The organism is Pseudomonas sp. fls2-241-R2A-110, assembly GCF_030209165.1.
Classification (GTDB): Bacteria; Pseudomonadota; Gammaproteobacteria; order Pseudomonadales; family Pseudomonadaceae; genus Aquipseudomonas.
In genome coordinates this window covers 1-21852 of record NZ_JARVSN010000010.1, presented here as the reverse complement: position 1 = coordinate 21852, position 21852 = coordinate 1, and the positions used below count along the sequence as shown (strand labels likewise).

The following is a 21852-nucleotide window of genomic DNA, read 5'->3' as shown; positions in this document are numbered from 1 at the left end:
ATTTTTCGTACACGACACGGACCTGTGGGAGCGAGCCTGCTCGCGATGAGGCCCTTTAAGCCACTGAAATTTTATGACCCCGCCAAAGCCTTCAGCGCCGCCTTGCGTTCACCTATCGGCAACGCACCCAGCCTCTCGACCGCCGCATAAAACTTCACCCAGTCCCCGTCAACCTGCTTAAACAACGTGGCAAACGCCGGCACCCATTGGTCATACAACCCGAACGGCAACAACCGCGCATTGTTCATCGGCGCATTGATCCACGCGTCGTAGCGTTTGTCCCCGGCCCATCGGCTGTCGCGCAGCTGCCGATACTCCTGGCGCAGTCGTTCGAACTCCGCCGCTTTGCGTTGGCGCATCTGGTCTGCGGGTAACGGCAGGGCGTACAGCTTTTCAAGTCGTTTGCGAGTGTCCAGAACCAACTGGATGAACTGATCCCGGTGTTGTGACTGCACACCATCGTCCGGAGGCAGGCCGCGTAATGCACGCCATTGGCGGGTGCCTTCCTGCTCGACAAAGGTGGCGAAAGACTCGTTGAATTCAGTGTCGTTCTTCACATAAAAGCGTTGATGGGCGAGCTCATGAAAGATCAACGTCGCCAACCGCTCGTCGCCCCAACCCATCATCGAACTGATAATCGGATCGTTGAACCAGCCAAGCGTCGAATAGGCTTCAACACCACCAATCGACACGTCCATACCATTCAGGCGTTGCAATGCAGCCTCGCCGCGGGCGGCACTCTGGCTGTAATAACCGCGGTAGGCGACGCAGCCGGCGATGGGAAAACAATGGTTCTGTGGTGTGAGGGAAAATTCCGGCGTGGAGAAGACATTCCAGACCACAAACGGCCGGCCGATGTCGGCATACAGTCGGTAGCTCTGATTGTCCGGAAGGTGCAGCTGTTGGCTGGCAAACGTGCGGGCCTTTTGTGATTGCGCCAGATGCGCACGTAATTGTGCGCTGCGCTGCGGATCGGCGACGACGCTGGAAACCGGCTCCCTGGCTCGCAGCAATTGCAGCTGACCGCTGGCCAGTTGGCTGTAATAGCTGACGCTGGCGCAGCCGCTGAGCAGTAAAAGCAATACACCCGGAAACAAAATCCGAAAAACGCGATCAAGTAACCCAAGGCTTGGAAGCGGCCTGATCAAAATAAAAATCATCCATGGAAAGTCTGCCCGCAAGACTATCCCGCCTGACTGGAGCTCCGCTATGCGCAAATTGATGCTGACGGGAGGCTTATTGATGCTGACCGGCTGTGCCGGATTCGGATTCCCTCACCATGATCCGTCTCAAGCGTGGATCGATCTGGATTCGCGGCAGGAAGACACCACATTGCAAGCGCTGGAAGTCGATAAAAAGGCTTCACCCGACAAACGCTATTTCCAGGTTCAGCCGGGAAGCCATGAGCTGACGGTGCGTTACCAGTTTGCGGTGCAGCCCACCAATATCGGTCCTGATGCCAAGCCGCTGTGGCGCGACTGCCAGCTGAATGTGAAATTCAACGACTTCAACGCCGGCGAGCGGTATCAGTTGCAAGCGGGGAATATCGGTTTTCGGCCGTGGGCGAAACTTTATGATCAGCAGCGAAAAGTGATTGGTCGGGGCACACCTGCAGGCTGTCAACGCAGCTGATCGGCGTTATGCTGAATCACCAATCAGTGGGACATTCATCATGCGCAGGTTGATGTTGTTGCTCGCTGCCGGCGTCGTTACCGGCTGCCAGAGCCCGTTGCCGGCGGTTAACCCGCAAATGGCCTGGGTGGATTTTTCTACACCGTTCCCCAACGACAAATTGCTCATGGCCGAACGTCTGGATAAGCAGCGAATGCCTGACGGGCGTTTTTTTCAAGTGACGCCCGGCAGCCATGAGCTGATTGTGCGATTCGACTTCGAAGTGCCCGGCGGGGGTGGCCCGAGTTTGATGGATGGGCCTACGGAGCGGCTGTGCTACCTGACCATCCGATACGATCATTTCGAAGCCGGCCAGCGTTACGTGCTGGTAGGCCAGTCGATGGCGTTTACCCCCGGTGCCCGGTTGTATAACGCCAAGCGGGAAATCGTCGCCGAAGATCGAGAATCTTATTGCCTCATGTGAGGCGGATCAGCGGTCGTTCTTCTGGTAGATGATTTTCTTGGTACCGGCGTCGCAAGAGCCGACGACCATGTTTTGATCGTGCACTTCTTCGTTGGTGACGATTTCCAGGGTATAGGACGAGACGTTGTTGGCCTGGATCTTGGCTTCGATTTCGGCCTTGAGTTCTTCACAGGATTTCGTTGCCGCCAGAGCCGATGTGGCCAGTGCACAACACATAATCGCCAAGGCAAAACGTTTCATGGTGAGGCTCCATTGAGGCAGCGCGCAGGGACCTGCGTTTCAGCTGCTGTCATTTATTCGACCACAGTTTTGCAAAGCGAGTTCTGACATCGCTCACAGGTTGAGCCGTTGGGGGGGGGTGTCGTTTGTAAACTCGCATCGCAAGCAGGCTCGCTCCCCACATTTTGAATGGATTCCAAATGTGGGGAGCGAGCCTGCTCGTGAAGACGTCAGTACCTGGTTATCAGCTAACCAGCGTTGCATCCAGGCTGATTTTCGCATTCAGCACTTTGGACACTGGGCAGCCTTCTTTGGCTTTGTTGCTCAACTCCTCGAACTGCGCCTGCGTGGCCCCAGGAATTTTCGCCTTGAGGATCAACTTCACTGCGGTGATCGCAAAACCGCCCTCGACCTGATCCAGGGTAACTTCGGCATTGGTGTCGATGCTCTCAGCCTTGAGGCCGGCATCGCCGAGGATCATCGAAAACGCCATGGAGAAACAGCCTGCGTGGGCTGCGCCGATGAGCTCTTCGGGATTGGTGCCTTTGCCCCCTTCGAAACGAGCCTTGAAGCCATAAGGCGCTTCTCTGAGTACGCCGGTTTCAGTGGAGATCGAGCCGATGCCGGTTTTCAGGTCACCTTCCCAATGAGCCGATGCTTTCTTCGTAATAGCCATGTCTGCCTCCTCAAGATCCGGTGCGGAACGTCGCACCTTTGTGGTTTTCGGTTGCTAGGGTTCTGAGGATAGACGGTGGCGCAAAGTTCACCTGATCTGATTATTCCTACCGTTTTCGTAGGTTTTTTTGCCGTGGCTATTGAAACTCGGGTATATGCCCTTATTGCATGAAGCACGCTTATGCATTCGGCAGGTTTTCGTTCGCGAAAAAAAACCTGCGACCTCAATTGGAGAAGCAGGTTTATGAAACGACTGTCCGATATCAAGTTTTCGACCCTCGATCTGGTACCCGTGCGCGAGAATGGCAGTGCGGCCCAGTCGCTGCGTAACTCGCTGGACCTTGCGCAACACGTCGAGAAATTCGGTTACAACCGCTTCTGGGTCGCCGAACACCACAATATGGACGGCATCGCCAGTTCGGCCACCTCGGTATTGCTTGGGTATCTGGCCGGCGGCACCTCGACCATTCGGGTCGGTTCCGGCGGTGTGATGCTGCCAAACCATGCGCCGTTGGTGATTGCAGAGCAATTCGGCACCCTTGAGAGTCTCTACCCGGGACGGATCGATCTGGGCCTGGGTCGTGCGCCCGGTTCCGATCAAATGACCGCCCGGGCGCTGCGTCGTGAACGCTCTGGCAGTGCTGACGATTTCCCCGAGGACGTCGCCGAACTGATGCGATACCTCGGGCCTCGTACGCCGGACCAGCGGATCATCGCCATGCCGGGCACCGGGACCAATGTCCCGGTCTGGCTGCTCGGCTCCAGCCTGTTCAGTGCACAACTGGCCGGTGAACGCGGTTTGCCCTACGCGTTCGCCTCGCATTTCGCACCGCGCTTCATGCATGAAGCGATTCGCGTCTACCGCAATCACTTCAAGCCTTCAGCGGTGTTGGATAAACCCTATGTGATGCTCGGTGTGCCACTGGTGGCGGCTGACACCGATGAGCAAGCGGATTACCTGGCGACATCGGTCTACCAACGTATTCTCGCGTTGATGCGCGGCCAGAGCCTGGTGCAGCGCCCGCCGGTGAAGAGCATGGATGGATTGTGGTTGCCCCACGAGAAAGAAGCCGTCGGCGATTTCCTTGGCCTTGCGATGGTGGGTAGCCCACAGAAAATCCGCGCCAAACTGGAAGTGCTGGTCGAGCAGACCCAGGCCGACGAGCTGATCTTCACCTGTGATCTGTACGAACACGGCGACCGTGTGCATTCCTATGAGTTACTGGCGCAGGTCATGAAGGGCTGAGGCCCAAAATGGACTTACAAAAAAGCCGACGCATTGCGTCGGCTTTTTCATTTGCGCGGGAACCCGCTTACTTCTTGTAAACGATGACCTTGGCGCCCTTTTCACAGGTGCCAACTTTTTTGCCGCCGGCTTCGGCGCCTTTATCGACGATTTCCAGTGAATAACCGGAAACGCCCTTGGCATCAAGTTTCGCCGCGATTTCTGCTTTCAGCGCTTCACACGATTTGCCATCAGCGAAGGCCGTCCCCGCAAGGCTCAACAAACCTACCGCCAAAATAAGATTCTTCATCGGTCGCATTCCTGGTCGGGTCAAAGGGAGCATCCAGCCACGGGCCAGAGGCACTCATATAGCGCTTGCCATTTCCCTATGGCGCTCGGCCAGCGCGCAAGTTCAGAAGACTAGCTCAAAGTCAGCTGCTGGCAATCCGGAACCCGACTTTGAGAGTCACCTGGAAATGCGCCGCTTTGCCGTCCTTGATATGTCCGCGGGTTTCGGTGACTTCGAACCATTCCAGGTACTTGATGCTTTTACTGGCTTCGGCCAGTGCATTGTTGATCGCGTCTTCGATACTGGACGTGGATGAGCCAACCAGCTCGACTTTTTTGTAGGTGTGGTGATCAGTCATGTGGCGTTCTCCTCAGGGTGTGAAATACAGCCTAGCAGTGATTTTTCGTCTTACTTCTGTCGGCTGATGCCACGCATAAGTTCAGATTTACTGCACTTTCTCGAACCGTTGAAGTCCCAACCAACACACGCAACTCATATCAATGAAGGAGAGCCACCATGGCCAACACCTCTTTACGTAAAGCCTCATTGCAAAGCATGGAAGCCGAGATCGAGAGTCTGCTAAAATCGTTGGAAAGCCTGAAAGACGATGCCTCGGACGAGTCGCGTAAAACCCTTAAAGCGCTCAAAAGCAACGCCGAGAACGCGCTGAAACACTCGCGCCATCTGCTTAGCGATGCGTATGAGGAAGTCAAAGTCAAAACCCGCGAAACCGGGATTGCCACTCGGGACTACGCCCAGGAACACCCTTGGACTACCGCTGGCGTTGCTGTCGGTGCCCTCGGTCTGCTGGCGGCGTACCTGCTGTGCAAGCGCGGTGACTAATCGGGTTGGCGCAGCTCATTCTTGAGCCATTGCGCCAACTGCCGAGCGCGCCCGTCCGCGGCGCGCTTGGGTAGCCACAACGCCAGTTGCGCCGGGGTTTCACTGAAACCCCATGGCGCAACCAGGCGACCGGCCTTCAAGTCCTCGGCCACCAGCGGCTCAGGCGCAATCGCCACGCCCAGCCCCGCGACTGCAGCTTCCAGCAAATAATATAAATGCTCAAAACCCTGACCGTACTTCAACGCCTTGGCGTCGAGGCCGTTTTGCTGTGCCCAGCTAGGCCAGGCCTGCGGGCGCGATGTGGTGTGCAGCAACGGCTCGGTCAGCAGCGCGCTGGCCGGTGCACCTTGCAGCCTTTCGTAACCCGCGAAGCGCGGGCTCATCACAGGGCCGATCCGTTCGCTGGCCAGCTCATAGACTTGCATGTCTGCCGGCCATGGCGGCTCGGCAAACACCAACAAGGCATCGAGCCCCGGCCGACGCGGATCCAGATCGCCTTCCCCTGCCGACAGGTGCAGACGCAGGTCCGGCAGGTCCGCATTCAGTCGTCCCAAGCGCGGAATAAACCAGCGCGCCAGCAAGCTGCCCGAGCAACCGAGGACGAATGGCGCATCGGCGGTGCTTTGGGTCAGCTCGGCACACACCGTGCGTAAACGCTCGAAGGCTTCGCTGCTGGCATCACGTAAACGCACGCCTGAATCTGTGAGTTTCAGGCCGCGTCCATCCTTGATGAACAGGCTGACGCCCAAGTGTTCTTCAAGCACCTTGAGTTGCCGGCTGACGGCGCCATGAGTGACGTGCAGTTGTTCGGCGGCCTGACTGACGCTGTTCAAGCGGGCAGTGGCTTCGAAAGCGCGAAGGGCGTTCAGCGGGGGGAGATCGTGGCTCATGGAATCTGTGAGTTTTCCTGACAGGTTGTGGCGATCTTATCGGTTTTCAGGCCAGGGCGTCAGGGGTAGAGTGATCGTCATTGTCATCTCACGAATCCAACTGGAGCGACCCATGACCCAGACTAATTTGCGTACCGGCCCCGATGCCAATGGCCTGTTTGGCTCGTTCGGCGGCCGCTACGTTGCCGAAACCTTGATGCCGTTGGTGCTCGATCTGGCCCGTGAATACGAGTTGGCCAAGGAAGATCCGGCGTTCAAAGAAGAACTGGCCTACTTCCAGCGTGATTACGTCGGACGTCCAAGCCCACTGTATTTCGCTGAGCGCCTGACCGAGTTCTGCGGCGGTGCGAAGATTTATCTGAAACGTGAAGAGCTCAACCACACTGGCGCGCACAAGATCAACAACTGCATCGGCCAGATCCTGCTGGCGCGGCGCATGGGCAAGAAACGCATCATCGCCGAGACCGGCGCCGGCATGCACGGCGTGGCGACTGCCACCGTGGCAGCGCGCTTCGGCCTGCAGTGCGTGATCTACATGGGTACCACTGACATTGAACGTCAGCAGGCCAACGTGTTCCGCATGAAACTGCTCGGCGCCGAAGTGATTCCGGTGGTGGCCGGCACTGGCACGCTCAAAGATGCGATGAACGAAGCCCTGCGTGACTGGGTAACCAACGTTGACAGCACGTTCTACCTGATCGGCACCGTCGCCGGTCCGCACCCTTATCCCGCCATGGTCCGTGACTTCCAGGCCGTTATCGGCAAGGAAACCCGTGATCAACTGCAAGCCCAGGAAGGCCGTCTGCCGGACAGCCTGGTGGCGTGCATCGGTGGCGGCTCCAACGCCATGGGCCTGTTTCATCCGTTCCTCGACGACAAAAGCGTCGAGATCATTGGTGTCGAAGCCGCTGGATACGGTATCGAAACCGGCAAGCATGCCGCCAGCCTGAACGGTGGCGTGCCAGGCGTGCTGCACGGTAACCGTACTTTCCTGCTGCAGGACGACGATGGCCAGATCATCGACGCCCACTCGATTTCTGCCGGCCTCGACTATCCAGGCATCGGCCCTGAGCACGCCTGGTTGCATGACATTGGTCGCGTCCAGTACACCTCGGTGACCGATAACGAAGCCCTCGACGCGTTCCATAAATGCTGTCGCCTGGAAGGGATCATTCCTGCACTGGAAAGCGCCCACGCCTTGGCCGAAGTGTTCAAACGTGCGCCGACCTTGCCGAAAGATCACCTGATGGTGGTCAACCTGTCCGGTCGTGGCGACAAAGACATGCAAACCGTGATGCACCATATGGAACACTCTCAACAAGAGCACTCCCAGCAGGAGAAACACTGATGAGCCGCCTGCAAACGCGTTTTGCCGAACTCAAGGAACAAAACCGTGCCGCTCTGGTGACCTTCGTCACCGCCGGCGACCCGAGCTATGACACGTCCCTGGCGATTCTCAAAGGCTTGCCCGGTGCGGGTGCCGACGTGATCGAGTTGGGCATGCCCTTCACCGATCCGATGGCTGATGGCCCGGCGATCCAACTGGCGAACATTCGTGCGCTGGGCGCCAAGCAGAACCTGGCGAAAACCCTGCAAATGGTTCGCGAGTTCCGTGAAGGCAATAGCGACACGCCGCTGGTGCTAATGGGTTACTTCAACCCGATTCACATGTATGGCGTGCCGCGTTTCATTGCCGACGCCAAGGCGGCAGGCGTTGATGGCCTGATCGTGGTCGACTTGCCGCCGGAGCATAACGCTGAGCTGTGCGATCCGGCTCAGGCAGCAGGCCTGGACTTCATCCGTCTGACGACACCGACGACCGATGATGTGCGCCTGCCGACCGTTCTCAACGGCAGCTCGGGGTTTGTCTACTACGTGTCCGTTGCCGGTGTGACCGGTGCTGGCGCGGCGACGCTGGAACACGTGGAAGAAGCGGTGGCGCGGCTGCGTCGCCACACCGATCTGCCGATCAGCATCGGTTTTGGCATTCGGACACCGGAGCAAGCGGCGGCCATCGCACGCCTGGCGGATGGTGTTGTGGTGGGTTCGGCACTGATCGACCACATCGCCAATGCCTCGACGTCGGAACAGGCAGTGGATGGGGTGTTGAGTCTTTGCGCGGCATTGGCCGATGGCGTGCGTAAGGCCCGCGTCAGCTGAAGGTAAAGTTCCTGATACAGAGGAATTAGCGCCTCGCGGCACACACTAAATAGCAAGACCGAGGGCTTCAGGACACCGTTCTGGAGCCCTTTTTGCTGTATGCGCAGTGAGGAAAGACCTGATGAAAATGCCGAAACGTCTGATTGCCAGCTTGGGTGTGCTGATGCTCAGTGCCACCCCTCTGTTGCATGCGAGCGCCGATCAGCGTGACGATCACGACCGCGACGGCCAGCAGCAGGGCCATTACGATAACCGTGGTGACAATCATGGTGATGATCACCGTGGTCCGCAGGACAACCGTCGCGGCGGCCCTCCACCGCGAGACTTCGGCCCGGTGCGTCAGACCATTCATGACAATCACGGCTATTTCGTACGGGGTGCGCCGCCACCTCCAGGTATTCACCTGGTTCGCGGCCGACCGTTGCCTCATGGCTATTACGGCGAACGCCTGGATAACCGGGCCTTGGGTCGACTGCCGTATTACCCGGGTTACGAATGGCGCCGTGCGGGCGGCGACATTGTATTGATCGCCGTGGGCACCGGGATCGTCTATGAAATTCTGGAAGGCGTGCTTTGATTTAACCTGCAGGTAACAAAAAGGCTTCGTGGATCATCCACGAAGCCTTTTTTATTTATGGCAATTCCAATCCGCCAGCCGCTTTGTGCAATTTGCGCAAATGTTCGCCAATCTGTTTCAGGTTCGCTTCATTGGCGGCCATCTCAGCCGCACGACTCGGATCGAGCAGCGCCCGGACTTCCTTGTCCAGATCGCCAGTGAGCAACTGAAGCTGCTTCTGGCGCAGACTGCTTTCCGACTCCAGGCGCTGCCATTCACTCGGCTGAGGCAAACCATATCCGCCGGTACCCAGCAGTTCTGCCGGACGGCTGAGGAAGCCGCTATTGGCGAGAATCTGCTGCAAGGTTGCATTGGCCTTGTCCATTCCGCCGTTCTTCAACTCTCTTGCACCCAGATAACGCTGTTTCACTTCGTCCTGGGCCAACACCAACTGCTGACGGAAGCTTGCCTGCTCCAGCAACAGCAATGCCGCACTGGTTCGCAAATCAGCCTGTTCGAACCATTGCCGACGTTCGACGGCTTTTAACGCCAGCCAGTCCTCGACCTTTTCCTGCTTGATCGGCAAATGCTTTTTCAGCACGTCGAACATCGCCTGGTAGCGATCGCGGAAGGAGTCAAAGCGATAGCCCAGGCGAAGGGCTTCTCTTGGATCATCCAGTACGCTGGTATCAGCCAGCCCCCGGCCCTTGAGCACTTCAAGCAAACCGTTGGGCATGATGCTGTCGAGCCCGACCAATTGCGCATTGTTGGTGCCGCTGCGTAGTAATTTCAGGCCTTCTACCGCGCAGTTGTTGGACAGGAAAAAATAATTGCCGTCGTAACTCCAGTGCATCTCGGCGGCGTGCTCCACCACGTCTTCGATCTCGCGACGTGACAGGTTCAGGGGCACCGACGCAAGGCTGCGCAGCTCGGTTTTGGTGTACTCATCGATTACTTGGGACAGCGGCAGGACGAACAGACGCGACGGGTATTTGCCGACTAGTCCATCCCAACTTGAGAGTTGCACGTCACCGACAAAGGCCCGGTAGGACAACACCAGATGCTGGTCCAGATCCAGACGACAGTCCGGTCCCCTTGGCCTCCCTGGCGCGCAGATCACCAGGCGCAACATGCTGTGGCCCCAGCGGCTGACCCAATTCTGGTTGGCTTCGGCCAACAGATAGTCGACGGCATACACCCGTTCCGGATCGACCTGCCCCAGCGGTTGTTTGGCGAAGTCGTTGCCGGCGTTGAGGAAGGCGAAGGATTTGGCGCAAGTGTCTTTGGCGGCGGGCGCCCAACCGAAATGTTCCTTGTAGTAGCGATACAGCGCGGGACGCCGGCAGGCATAGCTCGGGTCGAGGAGGAAATACTCCATATTGACCGCGACGAACTCCTTGGGGCTGCTCGTCTCGTAGATGTCCGGGCTGCGGGCAATTTGTCGGTTGTGCTGTTCGCGCTCGCCACGGCGACCGACGTATTGCGGCCATCCGGCCAGATCCAGCAGACGAGGGTCATCGCTAAAGGTAAAGCGCCGTGCGGACTGGCCTCGGCATTCATCGGGCAGGCCAATCAGGCCCGAACTGTCATTACGTCGGGTACAACGCTGGATCAGCTTGCGCTCCGCGTCTGGCCACAGGCGTGAGCGATCGTAAATGTGGGTGAGCTCATGCAGCACCGTGGCGAGCATTTCGCGGCGGACAGTGCCGTGGGGGCGATAGGTTTTCTTTGTCGCGGCACTGCCATCGGTGAGGCTGGCGAGCAAGTTGCGGTTCAGATCGAGCTCAGAGACCAGCGACGCCTGACCGAAAGCATTGCTTGGCATGTCATCGGTCCAGCCGACATCAATGCGCCGGTCCAGTTGCTCAATGAAGCGTGGCGGCAAGGCCTGCATGGCTTCATCAAGCAATGTTTGGCTGGCCTGCTGTTGTTCAGGGCTAAGGCCTTCTGTCTTGAGCCGTAATTGCAAGCTCGCCTGAGCCGTGTTGCAAAGCAGCAACATTACCCCGGCCAGGAGCCAGGCGCCGGGCAACTTCACAGCGCGAGGATGGCTTCGGCGAGTACCTGATCACTGGCGTCGCGGGCTTCCGGTACGCGGATGCGCAAGGTATTGAGGGCCGCTTCCAGGTGAGCGCCGCGTATGTCGCCGTTGCTGGCAACGAAGCTGGCTGCATCGTCGTGGGCTTCACGGACGATCTTGGAGTCGCGGATGGACGTCGTGGTGTCAGACGTGAAATCGAGCGTGCGCCGCGTGGCATTGATGAGGATGTTACTGGTGGCAACCAAGGTTTGCGCATGGGCTATGTCGGCCAACAGCAGCAGGCCAAGAGTGGCGGCAATCAGGGGGTTGCGCATGGAACAGCTCCGCAAGAACAAGGATAACTATTGGACGAGAATTGCCTGCGCCAGTTCAAGGTCGCTTGCATGAAGTTTTGGTTGGGTTTGGCGCAGGTAAATCAGCGCCGACTCCAGTCGCGCTCCGCGTAGTTGGCCGTCACTGGCAATGAACGCAGCAGCGTCATCGTGCGCAGCCAGTAGCAGCTTACGGTCGAAGGGGGCAGCGGTCACCATGCTTGTCGCGTAACCCGTGGCGACTATGCCTTGCGTGGACAGGTTGAAGGCGTCGTAGGCAAGCGTTGAGCCCGACCAAAAAGCCGAGAGAATGACCGAAATGAAAACAAGCTTTGGAGTAAAACGCATGAGACTCGATTGCCGAAAGCGAGTCCCAAGGCTAGCTCAACGCCCGGCGTAGAGCCAGCGTCGAAACATTGGGACACGACAGGCGTATCCCATGGCACGGAGCGCTTAGATGGTCAGAATAGCCTGGGCCAGTTGTGCATCGGTTGCGTTTAGTTGAGGGACCTGGCGGCGAATGTGGTCGAACGCGCTTTCCAGTTTCACACCACGAATGGCGCCTTCGCTGGCCACGTAGCTAGCGGCGTCGTCACGGGCGGCGCGGACAATCTTGTCATCGCGAAAGGAAGAAGTGACATCGGAGGTTGCATCGGAGCTGGACTTCAGCGCGCCGACCACTGCATCTGTGGTCACGATAAAGCTGGTTGCGTGGGAATTTGCAGCCACGGCAAGCAGGGCTGCAGCGCTGAGCAGACGAAGACGGGACATGGTGTAACTCCTTTGGAAAACCGAATGTGAGGTGATGAAGCAGCTGTTGTATCGGACGCTTGTCATTCAGCGCTCGCCACGTTCGGATTGGATATTAAGCCTGCTTTTATCGCTTCGAATAGTCCTGTCTTTCAGCGCAGAGCGTCAACGCCAGAACGGTTTGTCCATTTCCCTCAGGCGATCGGCGTGGCTAATGCCCAAGTCCGAGAGTTGATGTTCATTCATTTGGCCCAACAAACGCCGGGTTCGAGCGCGCTCAAGGCTATCAGCGAACGCCGTCAGCAATCGTTTAAGCCTTCCGAATCGCAGCTTGGCTTGAAGGGGAGGGGCGCAAACATTCAGTAAGTCATCCATGACGCAGTCCTTTAATTGTTGAGTCAGGACGCTCATGTTGATGCCGCTGGTAATGGAGTAACAGATACACCGCGGTGAAATTGTACTGGTTCAATATATAAAATACTTAAACTGTACCTATTCTCCGTTATCCCTTCTGTATAGCCGCCGCCCAATGCCGAAAACGACAAAGCCCGTCGTGGTTTCCCACGACGGGCTCTGTTTTTTCAATTTGGATGCTGGCAGTGGACCCGGTGGGTCAGGGCCAGCGACGCTAATTTAGCGCCAGAACGGCTTGCTCAGCTCTTCGTAGCGTTGTGCTTCGCTAATCCCGGCATCAGCCAGCAGACGCGAATCCAGACGAGCCAGTTGATGGCGGCTGGAGATGCGGCGCTGCCACAACATCAGGTTGGCAATAACGCGCAGAGGCATGGAAGCCTGGGATTTTGCAGCAGTGTCTTCGAAGAACAGTTCGGAACTGAGTGTACGTTCCATGGTTGACATCCTTCCGCTTATGGCGGGATTAGGTAGTGGTTTAACTGATGCCAATGATCCTCTCGTTTGGCCAGTCCCTGTAGATACAGTTCACCTGTATTGTGAGGGACCAGTTAACTGTTAATAGGGGGTGTACTGGTCTAAATTGAGGCAACTGTACCTGTCTGCACCAATAAAGAGCATAAATGCTCATTTCACACGATTTGGTAGGTCGATACTGTAGGAAATGACCGGTACAGAAGTACAGTTTTAAACGGAATCGAAGAAGGCGAAGGGCAGCTGACACAACTGTGTTTGTGTCAGCTGTATTTTTCCTGAATCAGTCAGCCAGCATTCGCCCGGTTTCTTCCAGGTTGATGTGCCAGCTCAGGGCATCGCGCAGGATATGCGGTGTATGTCCACCCACTGCGCAAGCAGCCGTAAAGTAGTCATCCAGTGCCTGGCGATAATCCGGGTGCACACAGTTGTCGATGATGACCCGGGCGCGCTCACGTGGCGCCAGGCCCCGCAAGTCCGCCAGGCCGATCTCGGTCACAAGGATGTCAACGTCATGTTCCGTGTGATCGACATGGCTGACCATAGGCACCACGCTGGAGATCGCGCCACCCTTGGCGATGGACTTGGTGACGAAGATCGCCAGGTGCGCGTTGCGCGCGAAGTCCCCGGAACCACCGATGCCATTCATCATCCGCGTGCCGCAGACGTGGGTAGAGTTGACGTTGCCGTACAGGTCGAACTCCAGCGCCGTGTTGATGCCGATGATGCCCAGCCGGCGCACCACTTCCGGGTGGTTTGAGATTTCCTGCGGTCGCAAAACCAGCTTGTCCTTATAGCGTTCGAGATTGCCGAACACATCGGCGTTACGCCGGCTGGACAAGGTAATCGAGCTGCCCGAAGCAAAACTCAGTTTGCCCGCATCGATCAGGTCAAAGGTCGAATCCTGCAGCACTTCGGAGTACATGGTCAGGTCTTCGAACGGCGAATCGATAAGGCCGCACATTACCGAGTTGGCAATGGTGCCGATGCCGGCCTGCAAGGGGCCGAGCTTGTTGGTCATGCGCCCTGCGGCTACTTCCTGCTTGAAGAAGCCGATCAAATGGTCGGCAATAGCCTGGGTATCGACATCCGGTGGCAGGACAGTGGACGGTGAGTCGGACTGATTGGTTATCACAATCGCAACGATTTTTTCTGGCGGGATCGGTATCGCGGTGCTGCCAATACGATCATCGACCTTCACCAGCGGGATCGGCGTACGCGTCGGGCGATAGGTCGGGATATAGATGTCGTGCAGGCCTTCCAGATTCGGGTTGTGCGCCAGGTTGATCTCAACGATCACGTGTTTGGCGAAAATCGCGAAGCTGGCTGAGTTGCCCACGGACGTGGTCGGCACGATATGCCCCTGCTCAGTGATCGCCACGGCTTCAATCACCGCAATGTCCGGCAGTTTGAGCTGCTGGTTGCGCAGCGATTCCACCGTTTCCGAGAGATGCTGGTCAATGAACATCACTTCGCCGGCATTAATAGCCTTGCGCAGCGTGCTGTCGACCTGGAATGGCATGCGTCGCGACAGTACGCCGGCTTCAGTGAGCTGTTTATCGAGGTCGTTGCCCAGGCTGGCGCCGGTCATCAACGTGATTTTCAGTGGAGTGATTTTGGCGCGTTCGGCCAATGCGTGAGGTACGGCCTTGGCTTCGCCGGCACGCGTGAAACCACTCATGCCGACGGTCATGCCGTCCTCAATCAGAGCGGCAGCGTCAGCGGCGCTCATCACCTTATCCAACAACGAAGGCAAGCGAATACGATCACGGTACATGGATTGTTATCTCGGGTAACGGAAGCAAGGTGTTCAGTCTAGTGATTTCAGAAAAATTCCTCCCGCTACCATGGTCGAATGCAGAGCCCTGATTTAGAGCCTTTGGTCGGGTTTCATGAGGAATAAAAAAACCCCAGCCTACTAAAGGCCGGGGTTTTTGGTATTGCATTGGAGCAGTTTTTACTCGACTGCTTTAACCATGTCTTCGATGACTTTCTTGGCGTCGCCGAAGACCATCATGGTTTTGTCGAGGTAGAACAGTTCGTTGTCCAGACCGGCATAGCCGCTGGCCATCGAGCGCTTGTTGACGATGATGGTCTTGGCCTTGAACGCCTCGAGAATCGGCATGCCGGCAATCGGCGATTTCGGATCGTTCTTGGCGGCTGGGTTGACCACGTCGTTGGCGCCGAGCACCAGCACCACGTCGGCCTGACCGAACTCGGAGTTGATGTCTTCCATCTCGAATACCTGGTCGTAAGGCACTTCTGCCTCCGCCAGCAACACGTTCATGTGGCCAGGCATGCGACCGGCAACCGGGTGGATCGCATACTTCACGGTCACGCCGCGATGGGTCAGCTTCTCGGTCAGCTCTTTCAGCGCGTGCTGTGCCCGCGCTACCGCCAGGCCGTAGCCCGGAACGATGATCACGGTGTCGGCGTTGGTCAGCAGGAACGTCGCATCGTCAGCCGAACCGGATTTCACCGGACGGGCTTCTTTCGAGCCAGCTGGACCAGCCGCATCCGCGGTGTTGCCGAAACCGCCGAGCAGTACGTTGAAGAACGAACGGTTCATCGCCTTGCACATGATGTACGAGAGGATCGCACCGGACGAACCCACCAGCGAGCCTGCGATGATCAGCATCGAGTTGTTCAGCGAGAAGCCGATACCTGCCGCCGCCCAGCCCGAGTAACTGTTGAGCATCGACACCACAACCGGCATGTCTGCGCCGCCGATCGGGATGATGATCAGCACGCCCAGGACAAAGGCCAAGGCCAGCATCAAAGCGAAGGCGCTGAGGTTGCCAGTCAGCATGAAGGTCACGCCGAGGCCCAGTGTCGCCAGGCCCAGCAGCAGGTTCAGCTTGTGTTGGCCACCGAACTGTACTGGTGCGCCCTGGAACAGACGGAACTTGTACTTGCCGGACAGCTTGCCGAACGCGATCACCGAGCCGGAGAAGGTGATTGCACCGATGGCGGCACCGAGGAACAACTCCAGGCGGTTACCGGCAGGAATCGAGTCACCCAGCTGTTTGACGATGCCCAGCGATTGCGGCTCGACGACAGCGGCAATGGCAATGAACACCGCAGCCATACCGATCATGCTGTGCATGAAGGCGACCAGTTCCGGCATCTTGGTCATTTCTACGCGCTTGGCCATGATCGAACCGGCAGTGCCACCGACCAACAGGCCGACGATCACATAACCGATACCGGCGGTGGCCAGCTCAGCGCCCAGCTTATAGATGAGGCCGACCGTGGTGAGGATCGCCAGTGCCATGCCGAGCATGCCGTATACGTTGCCGCGCCGCGACGTGGTCGGGTGCGACAGGCCTTTGAGGGCCTGGATGAAGCAGATCGACGCGATCAAGTAGAGCGTCGTGACAAGGTTCATGCTCATTACTTGGGCGCCTCTTCTTTTACGGCTTTCGGGGCTTTTTTCTTGAACATCTCAAGCATTCTGCGGGTGACCAGGAAGCCACCAAACACGTTCACTGCAGCCAGAGCGACCGCCAGGGTGCCCATGGTCTTGCCCAGTGGCGTCACAGTCAGTGCGGCGGCCAGCATGGCACCGACAATGACAATCGCCGAGATGGCGTTGGTGACTGCCATCAGGGGCGTGTGCAGCGCAGGCGTTACGTTCCAGACCACGTGGTAACCGACATAAATCGCCAGCACAAAGATGATCAGGTTGTAGATACCGGGGGAGATAAGCTCTTCCATCGTCTGAATCCCTGCTTAGGCGTTTTTGCGGATGACTTGGCCGTCGCGGCACATCAGGCACGCGGCGACGATGTCGTCTTCTAGGTTCACTTCGAACTGACCTTCCTTGTTGAAGACCAGCTTCAGGAAGTCCAGCAAGTTGCGGGCGTACAGGGCCGAAGCGTCTGCTGCAACCGCGCCGGCCAGGTTGGTCGGGCCGCAAATGGTCACGCCATTCTCGACGACGACCTGGTCAGCCACGGTCAGCGGGCAGTTGCCGCCCTGGGCTGCCGCGAGGTCAATGACCACGGAGCCAGGCTTCATCTGAGCCACGGTTTCGGCGCTCAACAGTGTCGGAGCCTTGCGGCCCGGGATGAGTGCGGTGGTGATGACGATGTCGGCCTGCTTGGCGCGTTCGTGCACAGCCAGGGCCTGACGCTGCATCCAGCTGGCAGGCATTGGTCGCGCGTAACCGCCGACACCGACGGCGCATTCGCGCTCTTCATCGGTTTCGTAAGGGACGTCGACGAACTTGGCGCCGAGAGATTCGATCTGCTCTTTCACAGCAGGGCGCACGTCGGACGCTTCGATCACTGCACCCAGGCGTTTCGCCGTGGCGATCGCCTGCAAACCGGCTACACCCGCACCGAGAATCAGCACGCGTGCCGCTTTCACGGTGCCCGCAGCAGTCATCAGCATCGGCATGAAGCGAGGGTAGTGATGAGCGGCCAGCAACACGGCTTTATAACCGGCGATGTTCGCTTGGGAGGACAGCACATCAAGGCTTTGGGCGCGGGAGGTGCGAGGCGCGGCTTCCAGCGCGAACGCGGTAATGCCGCACTCGGCCAGCTTGGCAATGGTTTCATTGCTAAACGGGTTGAGCATCCCCACCACAACGGTGCCGCTTTTAATCAGCGTCAGCTCGCTGTCGCTGGGGGCGACTACCTTGAGGATCAGCTCGGCACCAAACGCATCGTTGGCGCTGCCAATGGTCGCGCCTGCCGCTTCATAAGCACTGTCGACAACACTGGCTTTAATGCCGGCGCCGCTTTGTACAGTGACCTTATGACCCTGGCCGATCAGCTTCTTGATGGTTTCCGGGGTTGCAGCAACCCGCGTTTCACCCGTCTGGGTTTCGAGAGGAACACCAATGTGCACGTCAAATCTCCTGCGTGATCTTATTGAGTAAACCCAGGCACTACGGATGGTGCGGCTGGGGCGGCCGATCAGCACGATCCCGCCAAATCAGGGCGGGGCGCGGCATTTTGCAGGCGAACTTTGTGCCCTTCAAGGGATTATGACGGGTGACGGAAAATTAACTACAAGTCACCCCGTGACCGAATGTCGCAACCAACCGCCTCAATCCCTTGTAGGCCGTGCCTTGCAAGGATTGCGGCGAAATTTAAAGAATTTACGCATCGGCACCGTGAATGAGAGGTCATTGCTCATCAATGGAGGCTCAAGGCCACGTGGCTAGGCGCTTGTGGGACGTTTGTACTGATTTCGGTACAGTCTACGAATATGCGACAAATACTTATATCTGTAGGGTTTTGTTATTCCTGACTACGCGGTCAGTAAACAGCGCTAACCCTTTATCCTTCTAGGCTGTAGCTCTGCGCCTGGTTCACCAGCCAATCACGAAAAGCGCGTAATGATGCCGATTCGACCTTTCGCTCCGGAATCATCAAGTAATAGGCCTTGATGCTCGACAGTGCCTGGGGGTTGGCAATCACCAAGCGCTTCTCGGCCAATTCGCGTTGAATCAGAAAGGGCGGAATCAAGGCTATCCCCATATCGTGCATCGCCGCTTGGGCAAGCATGGAGAATAGCTCGTAGCGCGGTCCTGTCATGTCTCGCGGCACATTAAGATTCTGTGAGTTGAACCACTGACGCCAGGCATAGGGGCGAGTGGTTTGCTGAAGCAGGGGCATGTCGGCAATTTCATCGGCTGACAGGGAGGTCTTATCGCCTAGTAACGTGGGACTGCACACTGGCATCGGATTTTCACCCATCAGCCTGTGGGATTCGGTACCCGACCAATCCGCATCGCCGAAATAGATCGCGGCATCGAAATCAGTGTCGGCAAACAGGAAGGGCCGTGTGCGGTTGGTGAGGTTGACGGTCACTTCCGGGTGTTTGTGCTGGAAGTCCTTCAGCCGTGGCAGCAGCCATTGAGTACCAAAGGTCGGCACTACGGCCAACTCGATCACATTGGCGCCCTGTTGCCCCATCACTGAGAGCGTGTCGCGCTCGACAGCGTCGAGCTGGGTGGCGACGCGGCGGCTGTAGGAAAGTCCGGCCTCGGTCAGCTTGACTCCCCGCCGCGAGCGCCGGAAGAGTTCGACGCTGAGGAACTCCTCCAGGCTGGCGATCTGTCGGCAAATTGCACCCTGGGTGAGCGAAAGCTCCTGCGCCGCCTTGGTAAAGCTCTCGTGGCGCGCGGCCGCTTCAAAGCTGATCAGCGCAGTCGTGCTAGGGATTTTCCGGCGCATGTACTTCTACCTCACTAATGCATCGCATAAAAGCCACTTTACGATGTTACGGAGTGAGAAATTAGCACAACAGTATGCAAAATCCTCGTTTGCTGTAACGCTGAACCCGGCCTAGGATCAGTCCCACGCAATTTGACCCGATTCGAGAGGACTCACTCATGGGCGGTAAAGCTAGCTTCAACTGGATCGATCCCCTGCTGCTGGATCAACAGCTCACCGAAGAAGAACGCATGATTCGCGACACCGCCGAGCAATTCGCTCAGCAGAAGCTGGCGCCGCGCGTTCTTGAAGCTTTCCGTCATGAGAAGACCGATCCTGCGATCTTCCGCGAGATGGGAGAAGTGGGTCTGCTGGGTGCGACCATTCCGGAGCAGTACGGCGGCAGCGGCCTGAACTATGTCAGCTACGGTCTGATTGCCCGTGAAGTCGAGCGTGTCGACTCCGGCTATCGCTCGATGATGAGTGTGCAGTCCTCGCTGGTCATGGTGCCGATCAACGAATTCGGTACTGAAGCCCAGAAGCAAAAGTACCTGCCGAAACTGGCTACCGGTGAATGGATTGGCTGCTTTGGTCTGACAGAACCGAACCACGGTTCCGACCCTGGCGCGATGATTACTCGTGCGCGCAAAGTGGAAGGAGGCTACAGCCTGACGGGCAGCAAGATGTGGATCACCAACAGCCCGATCGCTGATGTGTTCGTGGTCTGGGGCAAGGACGATGCCGGCGACATCCGTGGTTTCGTTCTGGAGAAGGGCTGGAAAGGCCTGAGCGCGCCAGCAATCCACGGCAAGGTGGGTTTGCGTGCGTCGATTACCGGCGAGATCGTGATGGACAACGTGTTTGTCCCTGAAGAGAACATTTTCCCGGACGTGCGTGGACTGAAAGGCCCTTTCACCTGCCTCAACTCGGCACGCTACGGCATTTCCTGGGGCGCACTGGGCGCTGCCGAGTTCTGCTGGCATACCGCTCGCCAATACACCCTGGATCGTCAACAGTTCGGTCGCCCGTTGGCCGCCACACAATTGATCCAGAAAAAGCTGGCCGACATGCAGACCGAAATTACCCTGGCACTGCAAGGTTGCCTGCGCCTGGGTCGTATGAAAGATGAAGGCACTGCGGCAGTCGAGATCACCTCGATGATGAAGCGCAACTCCTGCGGCAAGTCGCTGGACATCGCGCGCATGGCGCGTGACATGCTGGGCGGCAACGGCATCTCCGATGAGTTCGGTGTCGCTCGCCATCTGGTGAACCTGGAAGTGGTGAACACCTACGAAGGTACTCACGACGTCCATGCGCTGATCCTCGGTCGCGCGCAGACCGGCATCCAGGCGTTCTATTAATAGGAGAACGGCCATGGGCGCGCTTTCGCATCTACGGGTACTGGATTTATCGCGGGTGCTCGCCGGGCCTTGGGCCGGGCAGATCCTTGCAGACCTTGGCGCCGAAGTGATCAAGGTCGAGCGCCCGGGCAATGGAGACGACACGCGCGCCTGGGGCCCTCCCTTCCTGAAAGACGCCTATGGCGAGAATACCAGCGAGGCCGCCTACTACTTGTCGGCCAATCGCAACAAGCAATCGGTGACTATCGACTTCACGCGGCCAGAGGGTCAAAAGCTGGTGCGTGAGTTGGCGGCCAAGTCCGACATCCTGATCGAGAACTTCAAGGTTGGTGGTCTGGCGGCTTATGGGTTGGACTATGAGACGCTCAAGTCCATCAATCCGAACCTGATCTATTGCTCGATCACCGGGTTTGGACAGACCGGGCCTTATGCCAAGCGTGCGGGTTATGACTTCATGATCCAGGGCTTGGGCGGGCTGATGAGCTTGACGGGGCGACCGGAGGGTGAGGAGGGCGCAGGGCCGGTGAAAGTCGGTGTGGCGCTGACGGACATACTGACCGGGCTCTATTCCACTGTGGCGATCCTTGCCGCGCTGGCTCATCGAGAGCATGTTGGTGGCGGACAGCATATTGATATGGCGTTGCTGGATGTTCAGGTGGCTTGTCTGGCTAACCAGGCGATGAATTACCTGACGACAGGCAATGCTCCCAAGCGCCTGGGTAATGCGCATCCGAATATCGTGCCTTACCAGGACTTTCCTACAGCGGATGGCGACTTCATCCTCACCGTGGGTAATGACGGGCAGTTCCGAAAATTTGCCGAGGTGGCTGGTCAGCCGCAGTGGGCGGACGATCCGCGCTTTGCGACTAATAAGCTGCGGGTGGCCAATCGTGCGGTGTTGATCCCGCTTATCCGCCAGGCGACGGTCTTCAAGACCACCGCGGAGTGGGTGCTGCAATTAGAGCAGGCTGGTGTGCCGTGCGGCCCTATTAATGACCTGGCTCAGATGTTTGCCGATCCTCAGGTCAAGGCGCGCGGGCTGGCAATTGAATTGCCACACGTGCTGGCTGGTATGGTGCCGCAGGTCGCGAGCCCGATTCGACTGTCTGAGACGCCAGTCGAGTATCGTAATGCGCCTCCTTTGTTGGGCGAGCACACGTTGGAGGTTTTGCAGCGGGTGTTGGGTCTGGACGCTGATGCGGTCGCGGCTTTCAGGGACGCCGGAGTGCTCTAAAGATGCCTTCTATATAGAAGGCGTGAATTTGCGCTTCTATATAGAGGGAAATCGACCTGTTTCCAGGCCTTCTACAAGTTATTGATAGAAAAGCATAAATAGGTGTTGACGGCAGATTCTGGAAGTCTATAATTCGCCCCACTTCCGGCGC

At 57.7% G+C, this 21852-nt stretch carries 26 protein-coding genes; 9 read left to right on the top strand and 17 right to left on the bottom strand.

What is annotated here, in order from left to right; all coding sequences use genetic code 11:
* Positions 1-71: 71 nt before the first annotated feature.
* Positions 72-1148, bottom strand: coding sequence for an aminopeptidase (locus QRN31_RS08290; protein ID WP_285431370.1), 1077 nt, complete (start codon positions 1146-1148; stop codon positions 72-74).
* 61 nt (positions 1149-1209) lie between these two features.
* On the opposite strand from QRN31_RS08290, the gene QRN31_RS08285 reads away from it, so the two are divergent.
* Complete coding sequence (locus QRN31_RS08285) at positions 1210-1632, top strand: PA0061/PA0062 family lipoprotein (protein WP_285431369.1); 423 nt, start codon at positions 1210-1212, stop codon at positions 1630-1632.
* A 40-nt stretch (positions 1633-1672) separates the two neighbouring features.
* Positions 1673-2095 (top strand): PA0061/PA0062 family lipoprotein, encoded by a 423-nt coding sequence (locus QRN31_RS08280; RefSeq protein ID WP_285431367.1) that lies wholly within the window; start codon positions 1673-1675, stop codon positions 2093-2095.
* Positions 2096-2101: 6 nt separating this feature from the next.
* Here the strand turns inward: QRN31_RS08280 and QRN31_RS08275 are convergent, their stop codons facing one another.
* Both QRN31_RS08275 and QRN31_RS08270 read right to left on the bottom strand, forming a co-directional pair.
* Complete coding sequence (locus QRN31_RS08275; RefSeq protein WP_285431365.1) at positions 2102-2335, bottom strand: DUF1161 domain-containing protein; 234 nt, start codon at positions 2333-2335, stop codon at positions 2102-2104.
* A 223-nt stretch (positions 2336-2558) separates the two neighbouring features.
* Positions 2559-2990, bottom strand: coding sequence for an OsmC family protein (locus QRN31_RS08270; protein WP_222589227.1), 432 nt, complete (start codon positions 2988-2990; stop codon positions 2559-2561).
* A gap of 243 nt (positions 2991-3233) precedes the next feature.
* On the opposite strand from QRN31_RS08270, the gene QRN31_RS08265 reads away from it, so the two are divergent.
* Positions 3234-4235: an LLM class flavin-dependent oxidoreductase gene (locus QRN31_RS08265; RefSeq protein ID WP_285431363.1), complete on the top strand. Its 1002-nt coding sequence runs from the start codon at positions 3234-3236 to the stop codon at positions 4233-4235.
* Positions 4236-4302: 67 nt separating this feature from the next.
* On the opposite strand, the gene QRN31_RS08260 is transcribed toward QRN31_RS08265, so the two are convergent.
* Positions 4303-4524 carry a DUF1161 domain-containing protein gene (locus QRN31_RS08260; protein ID WP_285431361.1) on the bottom strand — a complete coding sequence of 74 codons (222 nt, stop codon included), beginning with the start codon at positions 4522-4524 and terminating at the stop codon, positions 4303-4305.
* A 121-nt stretch (positions 4525-4645) separates the two neighbouring features.
* On the bottom strand, positions 4646-4861 hold the full coding sequence (locus QRN31_RS08255; protein ID WP_222589230.1) for a dodecin: 216 nt from the start codon (positions 4859-4861) through the stop codon (positions 4646-4648).
* A gap of 158 nt (positions 4862-5019) precedes the next feature.
* Between QRN31_RS08255 and QRN31_RS08250 the strand changes: the two genes are divergently transcribed.
* Entirely contained in the window at positions 5020-5346 is a 327-nt protein-coding gene (locus tag QRN31_RS08250) for an ElaB/YgaM/YqjD family protein (RefSeq protein ID WP_090177306.1), read from the top strand.
* Here the strand turns inward: QRN31_RS08250 and QRN31_RS08245 are convergent.
* Positions 5343-6236 (bottom strand): LysR family transcriptional regulator, encoded by an 894-nt coding sequence (locus QRN31_RS08245; protein ID WP_285431358.1) that lies wholly within the window; start codon positions 6234-6236, stop codon positions 5343-5345. The genes QRN31_RS08250 and QRN31_RS08245 overlap by 4 nt on opposite strands.
* Positions 6237-6348: 112 nt before the next feature.
* Here QRN31_RS08245 and trpB point away from each other — a divergent pair, with 112 nt between their 5' ends.
* From trpB to QRN31_RS08230, 3 genes are all read left to right on the top strand, one after another.
* Positions 6349-7584, top strand: coding sequence for a tryptophan synthase subunit beta (gene trpB, locus QRN31_RS08240; RefSeq protein ID WP_285431357.1), 1236 nt, complete (start codon positions 6349-6351; stop codon positions 7582-7584).
* Positions 7584-8396 carry a tryptophan synthase subunit alpha gene (trpA, locus tag QRN31_RS08235; RefSeq protein WP_285431355.1) on the top strand — a complete coding sequence of 271 codons (813 nt, stop codon included), beginning with the start codon at positions 7584-7586 and terminating at the stop codon, positions 8394-8396. Before trpB ends, trpA begins: the two co-directional genes overlap by 1 nt.
* A 121-nt stretch (positions 8397-8517) precedes the next feature.
* The gene (locus QRN31_RS08230; protein ID WP_285431353.1) at positions 8518-8973 is read left to right on the top strand and encodes an anti-virulence regulator CigR family protein; all 456 of its coding nucleotides are present in this window, start codon (positions 8518-8520) and stop codon (positions 8971-8973) included.
* Between the two features lie 55 nt (positions 8974-9028).
* Here QRN31_RS08230 and QRN31_RS08225 read toward each other — a convergent pair whose 3' ends face one another.
* The 11 genes from QRN31_RS08225 to QRN31_RS08175 form a co-directional block, all read right to left on the bottom strand.
* Positions 9029-10954: a DUF7844 domain-containing protein gene (locus QRN31_RS08225; protein ID WP_414922712.1), complete on the bottom strand. Its 1926-nt coding sequence runs from the start codon at positions 10952-10954 to the stop codon at positions 9029-9031.
* A gap of 32 nt (positions 10955-10986) precedes the next feature.
* A complete protein-coding gene (locus tag QRN31_RS08220) occupies positions 10987-11307 on the bottom strand; it encodes a DUF2388 domain-containing protein (protein ID WP_285431350.1) in 321 nt (106 codons plus the stop codon).
* A 27-nt stretch (positions 11308-11334) separates the two neighbouring features.
* Positions 11335-11652, bottom strand: coding sequence for a DUF2388 domain-containing protein (locus QRN31_RS08215; protein ID WP_285431349.1), 318 nt, complete (start codon positions 11650-11652; stop codon positions 11335-11337).
* Between the two features lie 105 nt (positions 11653-11757).
* The gene (locus QRN31_RS08210; protein WP_285431348.1) at positions 11758-12075 is read right to left on the bottom strand and encodes a DUF2388 domain-containing protein; all 318 of its coding nucleotides are present in this window, start codon (positions 12073-12075) and stop codon (positions 11758-11760) included.
* Between the two features lie 144 nt (positions 12076-12219).
* Positions 12220-12429, bottom strand: coding sequence for a DUF1127 domain-containing protein (locus QRN31_RS08205; protein ID WP_285431756.1), 210 nt, complete (start codon positions 12427-12429; stop codon positions 12220-12222).
* Between the two features lie 258 nt (positions 12430-12687).
* Positions 12688-12903: a DUF1127 domain-containing protein gene (locus QRN31_RS08200; protein ID WP_090177277.1), complete on the bottom strand. Its 216-nt coding sequence runs from the start codon at positions 12901-12903 to the stop codon at positions 12688-12690.
* A gap of 319 nt (positions 12904-13222) precedes the next feature.
* Positions 13223-14716 (bottom strand): succinyl-CoA:acetate CoA-transferase ScpC, encoded by a 1494-nt coding sequence (gene scpC, locus QRN31_RS08195; protein WP_285431346.1) that lies wholly within the window; start codon positions 14714-14716, stop codon positions 13223-13225.
* 180 nt (positions 14717-14896) lie between these two features.
* On the bottom strand, positions 14897-16333 hold the full coding sequence (locus QRN31_RS08190) for an NAD(P)(+) transhydrogenase (Re/Si-specific) subunit beta (protein WP_208670635.1): 1437 nt from the start codon (positions 16331-16333) through the stop codon (positions 14897-14899).
* Positions 16333-16656: an NAD(P) transhydrogenase subunit alpha part 2 gene (locus tag QRN31_RS08185; RefSeq protein ID WP_003187010.1), complete on the bottom strand. Its 324-nt coding sequence runs from the start codon at positions 16654-16656 to the stop codon at positions 16333-16335. The genes QRN31_RS08190 and QRN31_RS08185 overlap by 1 nt, the downstream gene beginning before the upstream one ends.
* Before the next feature lie 15 nt (positions 16657-16671).
* Complete coding sequence (locus tag QRN31_RS08180) at positions 16672-17793, bottom strand: Re/Si-specific NAD(P)(+) transhydrogenase subunit alpha (RefSeq protein WP_285431343.1); 1122 nt, start codon at positions 17791-17793, stop codon at positions 16672-16674.
* A 434-nt stretch (positions 17794-18227) separates the two neighbouring features.
* Positions 18228-19127: a LysR family transcriptional regulator gene (locus QRN31_RS08175; RefSeq protein ID WP_285431341.1), complete on the bottom strand. Its 900-nt coding sequence runs from the start codon at positions 19125-19127 to the stop codon at positions 18228-18230.
* 158 nt (positions 19128-19285) lie between these two features.
* Between QRN31_RS08175 and QRN31_RS08170 the strand changes: the two genes are divergently transcribed.
* Positions 19286-20467, top strand: coding sequence for an acyl-CoA dehydrogenase (locus QRN31_RS08170; RefSeq protein WP_090177263.1), 1182 nt, complete (start codon positions 19286-19288; stop codon positions 20465-20467).
* 13 nt (positions 20468-20480) lie between these two features.
* The gene (locus QRN31_RS08165) at positions 20481-21701 is read left to right on the top strand and encodes a CaiB/BaiF CoA transferase family protein (protein WP_285431337.1); all 1221 of its coding nucleotides are present in this window, start codon (positions 20481-20483) and stop codon (positions 21699-21701) included.
* The last annotated feature ends 151 nt before the right edge of the window (positions 21702-21852 follow it).

Bases quoted from the DNA above. Each gene is read 5' to 3' on its own strand.
- QRN31_RS08285 (WP_285431369.1), top strand. From the start codon at position 1,210: ATGCGCAAATTGATGCTGACGGGAGGCTTATTGATGCTGACCGGCTGT.
- QRN31_RS08280 (WP_285431367.1), top strand. From the start codon at position 1,673: ATGCGCAGGTTGATGTTGTTGCTCGCTGCCGGCGTCGTTACCGGCTGC.
- QRN31_RS08275 (WP_285431365.1), bottom strand. From the start codon at position 2,335: ATGAAACGTTTTGCCTTGGCGATTATGTGTTGTGCACTGGCCACATCG.
- QRN31_RS08270 (WP_222589227.1), bottom strand. From the start codon at position 2,990: ATGGCTATTACGAAGAAAGCATCGGCTCATTGGGAAGGTGACCTGAAA.
- QRN31_RS08265 (WP_285431363.1), top strand. From the start codon at position 3,234: ATGAAACGACTGTCCGATATCAAGTTTTCGACCCTCGATCTGGTACCC.
- QRN31_RS08260 (WP_285431361.1), bottom strand. From the start codon at position 4,524: ATGAAGAATCTTATTTTGGCGGTAGGTTTGTTGAGCCTTGCGGGGACG.
- QRN31_RS08255 (WP_222589230.1), bottom strand. From the start codon at position 4,861: ATGACTGATCACCACACCTACAAAAAAGTCGAGCTGGTTGGCTCATCC.
- QRN31_RS08250 (WP_090177306.1), top strand. From the start codon at position 5,020: ATGGCCAACACCTCTTTACGTAAAGCCTCATTGCAAAGCATGGAAGCC.
- QRN31_RS08245 (WP_285431358.1), bottom strand. From the start codon at position 6,236: ATGAGCCACGATCTCCCCCCGCTGAACGCCCTTCGCGCTTTCGAAGCC.
- trpB (WP_285431357.1), top strand. From the start codon at position 6,349: ATGACCCAGACTAATTTGCGTACCGGCCCCGATGCCAATGGCCTGTTT.
- trpA (WP_285431355.1), top strand. From the start codon at position 7,584: ATGAGCCGCCTGCAAACGCGTTTTGCCGAACTCAAGGAACAAAACCGT.
- QRN31_RS08230 (WP_285431353.1), top strand. From the start codon at position 8,518: ATGAAAATGCCGAAACGTCTGATTGCCAGCTTGGGTGTGCTGATGCTC.
- QRN31_RS08225 (WP_414922712.1), bottom strand. From the start codon at position 10,954: ATGTTGCTGCTTTGCAACACGGCTCAGGCGAGCTTGCAATTACGGCTC.
- QRN31_RS08220 (WP_285431350.1), bottom strand. From the start codon at position 11,307: ATGCGCAACCCCCTGATTGCCGCCACTCTTGGCCTGCTGCTGTTGGCC.
- QRN31_RS08215 (WP_285431349.1), bottom strand. From the start codon at position 11,652: ATGCGTTTTACTCCAAAGCTTGTTTTCATTTCGGTCATTCTCTCGGCT.
- QRN31_RS08210 (WP_285431348.1), bottom strand. From the start codon at position 12,075: ATGTCCCGTCTTCGTCTGCTCAGCGCTGCAGCCCTGCTTGCCGTGGCT.
- QRN31_RS08205 (WP_285431756.1), bottom strand. From the start codon at position 12,429: ATGGATGACTTACTGAATGTTTGCGCCCCTCCCCTTCAAGCCAAGCTG.
- QRN31_RS08200 (WP_090177277.1), bottom strand. From the start codon at position 12,903: ATGGAACGTACACTCAGTTCCGAACTGTTCTTCGAAGACACTGCTGCA.
- scpC (WP_285431346.1), bottom strand. From the start codon at position 14,716: ATGTACCGTGATCGTATTCGCTTGCCTTCGTTGTTGGATAAGGTGATG.
- QRN31_RS08190 (WP_208670635.1), bottom strand. From the start codon at position 16,333: ATGAGCATGAACCTTGTCACGACGCTCTACTTGATCGCGTCGATCTGC.
- QRN31_RS08185 (WP_003187010.1), bottom strand. From the start codon at position 16,656: ATGGAAGAGCTTATCTCCCCCGGTATCTACAACCTGATCATCTTTGTG.
- QRN31_RS08175 (WP_285431341.1), bottom strand. From the start codon at position 19,127: ATGCGCCGGAAAATCCCTAGCACGACTGCGCTGATCAGCTTTGAAGCG.
- QRN31_RS08170 (WP_090177263.1), top strand. From the start codon at position 19,286: ATGGGCGGTAAAGCTAGCTTCAACTGGATCGATCCCCTGCTGCTGGAT.
- QRN31_RS08165 (WP_285431337.1), top strand. From the start codon at position 20,481: ATGGGCGCGCTTTCGCATCTACGGGTACTGGATTTATCGCGGGTGCTC.